At 62.5% G+C, this 12,094-nt stretch carries 11 protein-coding genes; 4 read left to right on the top strand and 7 right to left on the bottom strand.

Annotated elements, in window-relative coordinates; translation table 11 throughout:
- Positions 1 to 2 precede the first annotated feature (2 nt).
- The gene (locus QOL62_RS04835) at positions 3 to 887 is read right to left on the bottom strand and encodes a rod shape-determining protein MreC (RefSeq protein ID WP_283405395.1); all 885 of its coding nucleotides are present in this window, start codon (positions 885 to 887) and stop codon (positions 3 to 5) included.
- 107 nt (positions 888 to 994) lie between these two features.
- Positions 995 to 2,041 (bottom strand): rod shape-determining protein, encoded by a 1,047-nt coding sequence (locus QOL62_RS04830; RefSeq protein ID WP_103094580.1) that lies wholly within the window; start codon positions 2,039 to 2,041, stop codon positions 995 to 997.
- A gap of 237 nt (positions 2,042 to 2,278) precedes the next feature.
- Between QOL62_RS04830 and mutL the strand changes: the two genes are divergently transcribed.
- The 3 genes from mutL to QOL62_RS04815 all read left to right on the top strand — a co-directional run bounded on the left by mutL (position 2,279) and on the right by QOL62_RS04815 (position 6,263).
- The gene (gene mutL / locus QOL62_RS04825; RefSeq protein WP_283405394.1) at positions 2,279 to 4,099 is read left to right on the top strand and encodes a DNA mismatch repair endonuclease MutL; all 1,821 of its coding nucleotides are present in this window, start codon (positions 2,279 to 2,281) and stop codon (positions 4,097 to 4,099) included.
- Positions 4,100 to 4,247: 148 nt separating this feature from the next.
- Complete coding sequence (locus QOL62_RS04820; RefSeq protein ID WP_283405393.1) at positions 4,248 to 5,699, top strand: S41 family peptidase; 1,452 nt, start codon at positions 4,248 to 4,250, stop codon at positions 5,697 to 5,699.
- A 258-nt stretch (positions 5,700 to 5,957) separates the two neighbouring features.
- On the top strand, positions 5,958 to 6,263 hold the full coding sequence (locus tag QOL62_RS04815) for a hypothetical protein (RefSeq protein WP_283405392.1): 306 nt from the start codon (positions 5,958 to 5,960) through the stop codon (positions 6,261 to 6,263).
- Between the two features lie 655 nt (positions 6,264 to 6,918).
- Here QOL62_RS04815 and QOL62_RS04810 read toward each other — a convergent pair.
- A complete protein-coding gene (locus QOL62_RS04810) occupies positions 6,919 to 7,443 on the bottom strand; it encodes a hypothetical protein (protein WP_283405391.1) in 525 nt (174 codons plus the stop codon).
- A gap of 229 nt (positions 7,444 to 7,672) precedes the next feature.
- Here QOL62_RS04810 and QOL62_RS04805 point away from each other — a divergent pair, with 229 nt between their 5' ends.
- Positions 7,673 to 8,164: a hypothetical protein gene (locus tag QOL62_RS04805; RefSeq protein ID WP_283405390.1), complete on the top strand. Its 492-nt coding sequence runs from the start codon at positions 7,673 to 7,675 to the stop codon at positions 8,162 to 8,164.
- Positions 8,165 to 8,212: 48 nt separating this feature from the next.
- On the opposite strand, the gene QOL62_RS04800 is transcribed toward QOL62_RS04805, so the two are convergent.
- The 4 genes from QOL62_RS04800 to ychF all read right to left on the bottom strand — a co-directional run bounded on the left by QOL62_RS04800 (position 8,213) and on the right by ychF (position 12,018).
- A complete protein-coding gene (locus QOL62_RS04800) occupies positions 8,213 to 9,523 on the bottom strand; it encodes a hypothetical protein (RefSeq protein ID WP_283405389.1) in 1,311 nt (436 codons plus the stop codon).
- A 64-nt stretch (positions 9,524 to 9,587) separates the two neighbouring features.
- Positions 9,588 to 9,899: a hypothetical protein gene (locus QOL62_RS04795; protein WP_283405388.1), complete on the bottom strand. Its 312-nt coding sequence runs from the start codon at positions 9,897 to 9,899 to the stop codon at positions 9,588 to 9,590.
- A 10-nt stretch (positions 9,900 to 9,909) separates the two neighbouring features.
- Positions 9,910 to 10,665, bottom strand: a complete 756-nt coding sequence (locus QOL62_RS04790; RefSeq protein WP_283405387.1) for a MauE/DoxX family redox-associated membrane protein — start codon at positions 10,663 to 10,665, stop codon at positions 9,910 to 9,912.
- Positions 10,666 to 10,917: 252 nt separating this feature from the next.
- On the bottom strand, positions 10,918 to 12,018 hold the full coding sequence (gene ychF / locus QOL62_RS04785) for a redox-regulated ATPase YchF (protein ID WP_103729815.1): 1,101 nt from the start codon (positions 12,016 to 12,018) through the stop codon (positions 10,918 to 10,920).
- Between the last annotated feature and the right edge of the window lie 76 nt (positions 12,019 to 12,094).

The following is a 12,094-nucleotide window of genomic DNA, read 5'->3' as shown; positions in this document are numbered from 1 at the left end:
GATCAGGATTCCCCGGCTTCGGTCGCAGCCGGCGGTGGTGGTGGGGCAGGGGCCCAGGCGCGTTCGACCACAACATAGTCGGTGTTGGACGGATTGCTGAGGACGCGCGCTATGGCGCCGTCCCGCAACAGTTCGGTGACGATGGCAAGCGGGGTGCCCGGACGATAGAGGCCGCCCGATCCCGAAGTCACCATCACATCGCCTTTGCGCAGAGGGTTGATCCCCAGATTGACGAGGCGGATGCGAATCGTGCCGTCACCGTTGCCCTGTGCGAAGGCCGGAACCCCGTCTTGTGAACGACGGACGGGCACCACGCTTTCGGTATCGGTGATGAGAAGCACGCGGGCGCTGGAGAGGCCAACTTCGAGCACTCGTCCTACGAGACCCATTTGCGAACGCACGGGCATGCCCTTGGCAACGCCCCTGTCGCTGCCGGCACCGAGGATCGCGAAGCGCCGGGGACTGGATCCGGTTGAACTTACCAGGCGCGAATAGGCGATTGTCTGCCCTTCGTCCTCCTGGAGATCGAGCAGTTGCTTGAGCCTCTTGTTCTCGGCTTCGGTCGCCTGGGCTTGAACCAGACGCACCTTGGCCTCCACCAGTTCGCGCCGCAGGCGGGCGTTCTCACGGCCCGACTGGAAAAATCCGCCGATTTCCTCGACGAAACTCCGGGCGGTGTGTCGGGTACCTGCTGCTGCCTGCGCCGGTGATTCGGTAAGATCCGCAGCCGCGCTGCGCAGGGTCGCAAAAGCGTCCGGATTGACGATCGAGACCACAAGCAGTCCAAGCCCCACCACCGCGCCCATCACGCCGGCCGTGTACTGGAAGAACGTCGAATACTGCGCCCTGCGCGAAAAGCCGGAGCGCCGATTTGCTGGCGGTGCCATGCGCCATGCACTCCTGTCATACTCACGCGGCGGCTTATTCTAGCGGATCCGCCGCGCTCCTCTGGAAGCAGGATCGGCGCTTGGCTCGAACCTGCTTTCGCGATCAATCAGGCGGACATCAGGACGCCGCGATAGACCGGGTCCTCCATCGCGCGGCCGGTGCCGAGCGCCACGCAAGACAGCGGATCTTCGGCGACACTGACCGGAAGTCCGGTTTCCTCGCGCAGATAATCGTCGAGGCCCTGGATCAGGGCGCCGCCGCCAGTCAGCACAATGCCCTGGTCGACGATATCGGCTGCCAGTTCAGGTGCGGTGTTCTCCAGCGCGATGCGGACGCCTTCGATGATGGCACCGATCGGCTCTGCAAGCGCTTCGGCCACATTGGCCTGGGTAATGGTGATTTCCTTGGGCACGCCGTTGACGAGGTCACGCCCCTTGATGTGGATCGTCTCGCCGATGCCGTCCGCCGGCATCACGGCAATGCCGTAGTCCTTCTTGATCCGTTCCGCCGTCGCATCGCCGATGAGCAGGTTGTGATGGCGGCGCACATAGGAGACGATCGATTCGTCCATCTTATCCCCGCCGACGCGAACCGACGTCGTGTAGGCAAGGCCGCGCAGTGAGAGCACCGCTACTTCGGTCGTTCCGCCGCCGATGTCCACCACCATCGAACCGACCGGCTCCGTGACCGGCATGTCTGCGCCGATAGCCGCCGCCATGGGCTCCAGGATCAGGTAGACCTGGCTTGCACCGGCGTTGCTGGCTGCGTCCCGGATCGCGCGGCGTTCAACGGAAGTCGAGCCCGAAGGCACGCAGATCACAATCTCGGGATAGCGGAAGAGGTTCTTCTTGCCATGCACCTTGCGGATGAAGTGCTTGATCATCTCTTCCGCGATTTCGATGTCAGCGATCACGCCGTCGCGCAGCGGGCGGATAGCTTCGATGTTATCGGGCGTCTTGCCCATCATCATCTTGGCGTCATCACCGACAGCCTTGACCTTTTTCACGCCGTTCATCGTTTCGATGGCAACGACCGACGGTTCGTTGAGTACAATTCCGCGATCCTGCACGTAGACCAGCGTATTGGCCGTGCCGAGGTCGATTGCCATGTTCTGGGAGCCGAGTTTGAAGAATCGCGAAAAAGGGCCGGCCATCTAAAATCCGTTTCTTTCCAATCGGTTGTCGAATCACCCTCGACAGCAGCGACCGGGGGTTGCGGGTGAGAGCGCTCCCCTTAGCCGATCGATTCGCGAAACGCCAAAATTTTGTTCCCGATTCCGGGGGGAAACGACGCGTGCCCGTCTCGAATAAGCGGCACTTCGTCGCTAGTCTCGGAGATCACCGCTCCAGCCGCTTTAACCGCCTGAACAAGCGATATAGCCGAGATCTCCATGCCTACGATCCGACGCCTGCCCGAACATCTGGTCAACCGCATCGCTGCCGGCGAAGTGGTCGAGCGACCGGCGTCCGCTCTCAAGGAGCTGGTGGAAAACGCCATCGATGCGGGTGCCACTGCCATCACGGTCCGCGTCGGGGGCGGAGGGCTGGACATGATTGAGGTGACGGACGACGGTTGCGGCATGCGCCCGGATGAAATCGCACTTGCTCTGGAGCGTCATGCGACGTCGAAGTTACCCGACGAAGCCATTGAACAGGTTGCAACTCTGGGTTTCCGTGGCGAGGCGCTGCCCTCGATCGGCTCGGTTGCGCGGCTCACCATCGAAAGCCGGCCGCATGGTGCAGACGAAGGCTGGAAGCGGGTAATCGATCATGGTTCTGTCGCCGGCGATGCCCCCGCAGCCTTGCCGCCCGGCACCCGCATTCGGGTGGAGGATCTCTTCGGGAAGGTGCCGGCCCGGCGCAAGTTCCTGCGTTCGCCGCGATCGGAGTATGCCGTCTGTCTCGACGTGGTGCGCCGACTGGCGATGGCGCGACCGGACGTGGGTTTCGTCATGGAGCATGACGGGCGACGGGTGCTTGCCGTCCAGCCGCGCGAGGAATTGGCCGCGCGCGTCGCGCGCCTCGTGGCCCGCGAGTTGGCCGAAGATGGGGTCGTGCTCGAGGCTGAGCGTGGGACTGCGCGTCTCACCGGCGTCGCCGGCCTTCCCACGTACAACCGCGGGGTTGCCGACCATCAGTACCTCTTCGTGAACGGTAGACCCGTGCGCGACAAGCTGCTGGTTGGCGCCGTGCGCGGGGCCTACTCGGACATGCTCGCGCGCGACCGCCATGCGGTGCTCGCCCTGTTCCTCGAACTCCCTCCCGAGGAGGTCGACGTCAACGTGCATCCGGCCAAGACCGAGGTGCGCTTCCGCGACCCGGCTTTCATACGAGGCTTCCTTGTAGGGGCGCTGCGCCATGCCCTGGAGGGAGCAGGGCAGAAGAGCGCTCAGCCGCCACAGTCGTCGGCCATGAACATGTGGCAGGTCGAGCCGGTGGCGCCGCCGCTCCGGCCCCCGCCCTCGCTAGGTTCACTGTTCACGCGTGAATACGGTGGAAGCGCAGCCGGCACCGCGGCGCCTCGCGTGGCGGAGACACCGGCGGTCTGGCGTGCCTATGAGGCCGAAGTTATGGCGCAGCCCTCCGGAAGAGCAGAGGCGGCCGTCGAGCAGACGGAGGAGGGCCTACGCTATCCGCTCGGCGTCGCGCGGGGGCAGGTGGCCGGGACATACATCGTCGCGGAGGCCGACGACGGGCTCGTGATCGTCGACCAGCACGCGGCGCACGAGCGCCTGGTGCTGGAAAAGCTGAAGGCGGCCGGGGCAGAGGAAGCGATGAACCGGTCGCAGGCGTTGCTTCTGCCCGAAGTAGTCGAACTGGAGGAAGCCGCATGCGACGCTCTGGAAGATAAGGTTGAGGCACTCGCCCGTCATGGCCTCCTGCTGGAGCGCTTTGGCCCTGCTGCCGTGCTCGTGCGGGCTGTGCCTTCCGTGCTTTCCCGGAGCGACGTGACCGCCCTGGTACGCGATGTCGCCGATGATCTCGCCCGAAACGGGGATGCCTTGCTGCTGGGAGAGAAGCTCGATCTCGTGCTGGCGACAATGGCGTGCCACGGTTCCGTCCGCGCCGGTCGCACCCTGTCAGTTGCGGAGATGAACGCGCTGCTTCGGGAAATGGAACGGACCCCCCGGTCGGGTCAATGCAACCATGGACGGCCCACATGGGTGAAATTGGCGCACAGCGATATTGAGAAGTTATTCGGTCGAAAGTGAGGCCGTTTGCCGTGGCTTCTGGCGCGCCATGGCAAACGTCTCGTTACGACCTGCGTGCGAGAGCTGCGGGGGCGCCTTGCTTGGGCAGGCGCTCGCCGCTTAACTGGCTCACATGAGAATCATAACGGGGGCGGCAGGGGCCGCAGCAGTGATCCTGACGCTCACCGGCGCGACGGACGGCACTAACTGGGCGGCCGCTCTCCGACAGGACGCCCAAGCTTTCCACGCTGACATAGCGGCAAACCATCCGGGTGTGACAGACGTCGCCAATCCGCAATTCGCCGGCCAGAATGACCGGGAACTCGCGCTTGCGATGCGGCGCGCCGACCAGACACTTGATTTTGCAGGCTATTGGTTTGCAATGCGGGCCTATGCCGCTGCTTTTGATGACGGTCATCTCGACTTTGGCGGTGCTCGGGACAAAAAGTTACCCCAGCTAATCACGCGCTGGCCAGGATTTCTGACGAGTTTCGCTTATGACGGCCGCCAGCGTGTGGTCACGCGGGCCACATCGTCACCTCTTCCACTCGGTGCTGAGCTAATTGACTGTGACGGGAAGACTGCCGACGCGCTCGCAGCGGCTAATGTTGGGGAATTCAGCGGTCGTTGGTTTTTGGCAGCCACTCGCATGCAAGAAGGCGGAAGGTTGTTTGTCGATGAAGGCAATCCGTGGGTAAGTCGTCCCGCTACGTGTACCTTCCAGGTGGGCAGCAGGAGAACGCGGGTAAAGCTTACTTGGACGCCGATTGGGCCCGCTGAGCGCGATCGTCAGTTGGCCAGGACATTCAGTAGAGCCGCCGAACCGATTGGGATGCGGACGCTCCCGGACGGCACAGTCTGGCTGACGCTCAGCGACTTCAAAGCTGACCCGCAAGGCCCCGCTGCCAAGGCACTCGTGCCGCTGATCGCGCATTTGACCGCTGCTCCGGAAGTTCTTCGCGACGCGCCCGCGATCGTGCTCGACCTGCGCGGTAATCATGGTGGTTCTTCGGACTGGAGCCGGCAACTGGCTCGTCTCGTCTGGGGCAAGGCTGCCGTGGACGCGGTCAACTTGGGCTCAGACGGGGTGGAATGGCGAGCATCGCGTGCAAACATAGCGACACTCAAGGAGTATGCCGCTGCGCTGGATGCATCCAGCACTAGCTCGCCGGAGATGCGCTCCTGGCTCCGAGAGACGATCACCGGCATGGAGTCTGCGCTGGCGGCGGGTAAGGCCATGTGGTCGAACGTCAGTGCACCCGAGGTAAGTTCCAGTCCGGCTGTCCCTGCCCCGGTTATTCGCCGGTCGGTGCTTATGATAACCGATCCCGGTTGCGGGTCGGCTTGTCTCGACGCTGCGGATCTGTGGCTCGCGCTGGGAGCCGTGCATGTCGGACAGGAGACGTCGGCAGACACGATCTACATGGACGCCCGCAAAGACGCTTTACCAAGCGGTTTCGGGAGGGCAATAGTCCCGATGAAGGTCTACCGCGGTCGCAAGCGCGGCAGCAATGTGCCTTTGATCCCAACATACGTGTTCCGGGATTCGTTGGCCGATACCCCACGTCTTGAGCGTAGGGTGCAGGCCGTAATTCACGAGATCAGGGACCGAGCTAGCTAGGCTGATCGATCGAGCTGGTCTCCTCTCGCGGATCGGAACCCCGCTCCTAGCAATGAACGGTGACCGGAACAACGCATGGCAGCAAACGCATTCCGTCACCTGAAAGCGCTCAGGAAGAAACCCACCCGTTTTCGCCATCCCGGGCGGCGAGGGCTGCGCTCTATAGCGGCCCGTCCGGTGCTCGCCGCTCGGGAAGAAAACCGGCCTGACCGAACACGCCCCTTTGCGGACATCGCTGCGGGGCACTAAGAGGTGGCTATGCCGCCCGCTAAACCACCAATGCCGTCACAGATGCCTTGTGAACTTGCCCGAGAGCAGGCTTCCTTCATTCGCGAGGCTGCACAGCGCATTTTCGGAGAGGACGCTGTAGTGCGAAATTACGGCACCTATCCTAATTCTCTTGCAATTGACGTCGAAACCAGTGGCGTCCAGCGTGATGTTTCCGACTTCATCGGCATTCTCCTGACGCGCCTCGACCATATACCGGCTGTGTCGGTCACGGAACGCGGGACTAAGGCGCAAGGCAACGCAAAGGTTGCCTACCGGCAGGGCAAAGTCCTGTAGGATTAGGTCGCAATCCACCCCCCTTTCCGCCGAAAGCCGTTCCGCGGCACGCGCCCAATTGCAGGCGTTTATGGCCCGCCGACGATTGGCCAATTTTTTGGATCATGTCCCTCGCTGCACCAACGCCCATCGGCCTTACAGAGTTCAGCCTTCTCCAAAATTGTTCTCACCCGTTCGACACTCTCGCATGGCGCATCAGGAGAAGGGTTGAGGATCAACTGTGGCATGGGGAGTAGTTCGCCAGTCCGAATGACGTAGCTTTCAAAGTCTCTGATCGAAACGGACCTTCCCGCCCATTTTATTGCGCCAGCGTGGTCAATAGTGGCTTCAACAAGGGGCGTGAGATGGCCGATTCCCTCCTTAGCAGTGCCAAATGAGGCAGGTGGCACGGAGCAATCTGCCTCGTACGTCGGTTGGGGCCCGTGACAATCGGCAAGCCCCAATAACGCCAGTACGACAATCATGAGGCGCTGCTTCATGGGCAATGCATGCCTTAGGGAAGGTGATTTTTCAATGTCAGCTTCCCACCCCTTTCCGCCGAAAGCCATTCGGCGGCACGCGCTCCAACTACGACACTCCGTGCAGCGCCATCCCACCGGAACTGAGCCCATGGGGCACGCACGGATGGGGCCAAATACTTCGAGAGATGAAGGTGCTAGCGATTAACATCCTGGTAAATATCTCCGAGTGGTATGCGAAGGCGCCCGTTCGCCCTTGCTAGTTCCTGTGCCCTTCGGGCAACGGCGTCGGACGATGACTGTGGCTGCTCGAAATAGTAGGCCGTCGAAGCTTCGGGAGGATACCCTGCGGGGATCAACGCGACCTGCCTGATCCGTTCTCCACGCTTCCACCGTTTGCGCTGAAGACTGTCATCCACGCACCCTCCAGACAGTATTACATGACCCTTCTCTGGCGGCTTGAATTCTGCTGTGGTTCTGGAAATCAGGAAGGTTCCCCCCTCCTTGTCACCAATGTAGACCTTGGTTGCTTTGATGATCTCGGGTTTGTGCTTGCGTGCATTGAAACCCTGAATCACGATGCCATCAATCACGACGCCAGAGCGCGCAATTCGTTGCGCTCGTCCTTCTTTATGAGCCTCATAATTCAGTAGCGTGCATGCTTGCGCAGGCACGTGGCTGGTGAGGAAGATCGAGAGCGATACCAGAATCTGTTTGAGCACGAGGGCAGGCCTCCACTGAGTAACGGTCTCGACGGTGTCACGTTGAGCGGCAGCTTCCCACCCATATCGGGCGTTCACGTCCACGCTTTTCGATTTGGAGCTTCCTCCTGTCCGCTGCGTTATGGTCGTGCATGGGTAAGAAGATCTGGGACTTGGGGCTATGCTTGCGGCTGCGACCTCGTCAGGCTTGCCCATCAGGATGTCGAGAAGCTTTTTGTGGGCGAAAATGATGGCGAGAATAGCGGTGGCCTTGGCGATCTGTGCCCTGTTGGCCGGATGTGGTGAGGAAGCGGCTGAGCAGAAGGCGGCGGCGGACGCCCGCGACGTGGCCATCGTGAAGCGCATGAGCCGCGAACCGTTCCAGCCCATCGAACCGACGCCGATCTCACAGGCCGATGTGACGCGCTATGGGCTTGACCGGCCCGGGTGCCGCTTCAGCAAGAATGGGCAGGATCCCATATTCATCGCTGCGCAGGATGAAGGCTTCATGCGGGTCGGAACGGACCTGAAGCGCTTTGCGGCGCGAACCGAAAGCGCGACGCTTCCCGGCGGGGCGCGTTCGACCTACGTGGGACTTGCCAGCTGGGTCGATCTCGCCCGACTACCCGATGCAGGCGGAACAGGCGATGCCAACACCTGGCCTGCGCGTCTGATCGTTCATGACGCGCAGGACCGTGTCGCCTATATGGCCGATGGCACCATCCGCTGTCGCGAAGGCTGACTGCCGGAAGGGTTGCGGCGGCCCGGATCCCCTGACCGCCGCTGGCGATCAAAGCGAAAGCCGTGCGAAAAGCGTATAGCCCCAAGGGCTTTCACCGTAAGCCTGATCGAGCGAAGCTGGCTTGATATACGCGCTGAGAGAACCGCCAAGCGCCAGCTCGAACGGCTCGATGTTCAGGCGACGGGCATAGCCCGCCTGGATCTTGGAAACGCGATAGGGCTGGTCATGGCGGGGATCGTCATGATCGGGAAACAGTTCGTCGTTCGCCACGCTTTCCGCCCGCATGAATACGGAATTCGCCGCGTCGACATCCCAGTTCGCTTCGGCAAGCCACGCCGTCAGCGTACGGCCCGGTTCGCGGTCCTTGCTGCTGAAGGCCGCCATGGCGGAGATGCCGTTCGCGTTTGCATAGTGAGCGGACGCGGTGAAGCGGCGTTCGTCCTGACCGGGATGCATCGCTTCAGGCTCGTTGATGTGGCCGTAGCTCGTCTGGAAAACCCAGTTCGGGCTGGGCGTCCAGCTAGCCCGGACTGACCAGGAGTCGAACCTGGGCGTCTCGATGTCCCAGCGTTGCTCGTCGGGTTCGGCGCCCCGGAAGGCGGATGCTTCGAGCTGCCATTCGGCGGCTGCGACGCCTGTCGTCACCACGCCATAGGTGATGTGAGTGGAATCGAACCAGTGATGGCTGATGGGCGGCTCCGGATTGTACCGGGCCGAACGCCGCATCATGAAGGCGGTCGGGCCCAGCGCGGGTTCCCCGACGGGACCGCCGTAGATGAAGGCGTTTGCCGCACCGATGTCGAAATCCACGCGGGCGGCCAGTTCCATGAAGAGGTCGTGAGGGTGCTGCCGGTCAACCAGCGGTTCGCCGCCTGCGGTCTCACCGGTTGCGAACAGGTTCGGGTAGCCGCGATTGCTCATCAGCGGGTCCAGACTGAACATGGATCGAAGTTGCAGGCTGCCGAACGCGGTCTTTCGATCCGCCGTGACCATGGCCATCGAGGGCGCATAGAGCTTGTCGGCGCCTCGCGGCCCCGAATGGTCGGTGTATTGCGCGGAAACGTAGCCGTGGGCCATGACCATCCACTCTCCCGCGTTCACGTGGAGACCGCCGTGCATGCCGTCCAGCCCAGGCAGCCGCGACGTGCCGGAACCCACGGTATAGGCGGGAGGCGTTTCAGGTGCGGTGTGATGATCTCCATGATTCATGGCCGCGTGATCGTGCCCGGTGGATGTATCGGTAACCGGGAAAGAGGGTTCGGGCTCGCTCACATGGTGATGAGCGGAATGATCCTGTGCCAGAGCAGGCACAGGCAGCGCTACCGTGCCAAGCAGCACGGGCAGAATGTGACGTCGCATGGTATTCGTGTTTCCTGATGGATTGAGACTTGCCCGCGCGTGAGGCGGACGTGAGTCAATTCCGTCAGGGGCGGGGCGGCGGTGTAGCCGGGCGCGCGGGGCGCTGGAGGCGGCCTCGGTCGTCCATCGGAAGCGTGTAAGGGGCTCGGGTGAGGGCTGTCGTCACCACGATGGGGCTGCCGAGAGGCGGCGTCGCGCAGCCGATGCAGTCGCGCTGAACTGTGCTCGGAGCACCGGCGGGCATGCGCTTCCCCTTGTTCTCATGGCAGCCGTGAGCGGACGGCGCCGCCTGCGCGGGCGTGCAATGGCCGGCGATCGCCACGCCGGGGGCGGCAAGCCCAAGGACCAGCAGAAAGAGAAGCAAGTGCCTCAGCATTGACTGTGCTTTACGCCATGATCCCCGGTTTTGCCAGTATCCACAGAGCGGTACCGATCATGAATCCGTTTTCCAGCAGGGGCATGAACCCGACGGGGACACTGGTGGTGCCGCCTGGGCAGGCGCACCTGCGTTCGCAGTTTTTCTGAGTCTGCACCGCCCGGACCACGGAAGCAGTCCCGATGGCACCGATGCCGAGGGTAATCGGCACGGAAACCCAGCGCAGGATGCCGGCTGTCATAAAAGCCCCTGCGAACCACTGCAGCAAGGGGTAGGCATAGGCGTAAGGCACCCAGCGCCGGGCCAGCAGGTCGTAGCTCAGGAACAGGGTCGAGAACGCTTCGATGTCCTGCAGCTTCAGCATGGCCAGCAACATCATGGAAATCGCGGCGAACCACTCTGCCGTCTGAAGGGTGAGGGAGGTGCCGAGCAAGGCCCAGCTGACACCACAGGCGACCGTCGCCGCCGTAATGAATACGCAGGCGACCGGCGCGTAATTTGTACGGCGATCCGGGTCGTCCAGCCCGAAGAAGCGCCGCAGATCCGCGTGGCCGCCGATCCTCTGGCCGCCGATGAACGTCTGGGGCGTTGTCTCCGTCCGGTGTCCGGCCTTGAACGCCCTCACTTCTTCCGGAGTGGTGAGCCAGTGCTCCTCCACCGTGTATCCGCGGCTTTCCAGAAGATGGCGTGACTTCAAACCGAGGGGACAGACGTGGTTGTCCGTTACTTCGCGGTACAGGATTGCCCTGCGGTTCGGATCCGCCATCACCACCGCGTCGCGGGCGTTCCGCTTGATCGGATGGACAGGGGCCTGCTCCAAACCGGAATGGTAAACGCCTGGAGCGGATGCAGGTGAGCCTGCGAGAGACTGTGTTGTCAAGCCTGGCGGAGATTCATCGACCATCAGGGTCAACTCCTCTGTTCGCCTCCCAGCACGATACGTGCAAGCCGGACGTTAGTGCTTGCAAACCGTCGCAAATAAGGCCGCCCCGGCCTTGCCAGCCGGGGCGCTTGCCGTTCAGACGTTGAACTTGAAGTGCATCACGTCGCCATCGCTGACGACGTATTCCTTGCCCTCCTGGCGAAGCTTGCCGGCTTCCTTGGCGCCGGCTTCGCCGTTGCAGGCGACGAAATCGTCGTAGGCGATCGTCTCAGCCCGGATGAAGCCGCGCTGCATGTCGGAATGTATCTCACCAGCGGCTTCGGGAGCCTTTGCGCCCTTGTGAACCGTCCAGGCGCGGGCCTCTTTCGGCCCTACGGTGAAGAAGGTCAGAAGGTCGAGAAGCTGATATCCGGCACGGATGATTCGAGCCAGACCCGCTTCGGCAAGGCCCATCTCCTCCAGGAATACCAGGCGATCCTCCGGCTCCATGCCGGTCAGTTCCGCCTCGATGGCGGCAGAGACGATCACGGCACTGGCGCCTTCGGCGGCGGCCTTTTCAAAGACGCGTGCGGAGAAAGCGTTACCCTCGGCCGCGGCTTCTTCCTCGACATTGCACACGTACAGCACGGGCTTTGCGGTCAGCAGCTGTGCCTGACTGAACACACGGGCTTCTTCGTCGTCCTTCGGTTGGGTAAGTCGAGCGGGCTTGCCGGCGCGCAGCAGTTCCAGCGCCTGACCCAGCACGGAAGCGGTGATCCTGGCTTCCTTGTCCCCACCGGTGGCCTTCTTCTGAGCCGCCGGGACACGCTTTTCGAGGCTTTCGAGGTCGGACAGGAGGAGTTCTGTTTCTACCGTCTCCGCATCGGCGATGGGGTCTACCCGGTTGTCGACGTGCTGGATGTCGTCGTTCTCGAAGCAACGCAGGACGTGAATGATCGCATCCACCTCGCGAATGTTGCCGAGAAACTGGTTGCCCAGGCCTTCACCCTTGGAGGCACCACGGACGAGGCCCGCGATGTCCACGAAAGAAAGCTGGGTGGGGATGATCTTGGCTGAACCGGCGATGGCGGCAAGCGTGTCCAGACGCGGATCGGGCACGCCGACCTGACCGACATTGGGCTCGATCGTGCAGAACGGATAGTTCGCGGCCTGCGCTGCCTGCGTCTCGGTCAGCGCGTTGAACAAGGTCGACTTGCCGACATTGGGAAGGCCCACGATCCCGCAACGAAAACCCATTTAAAACTCCGAAACATGTGTGTTGCGGGCCCATAGCCCCCTGCGCGCGACTTTACCAGTTTGCCGATAGCCCATA

Origin of the sequence: Novosphingobium panipatense (assembly GCF_900182875.1) — a bacterium.
Taxonomy (GTDB): Bacteria; Pseudomonadota; Alphaproteobacteria; order Sphingomonadales; family Sphingomonadaceae; genus Novosphingobium; species Novosphingobium panipatense.
This window is presented reverse-complemented; position numbering and strand designations above follow the sequence as displayed.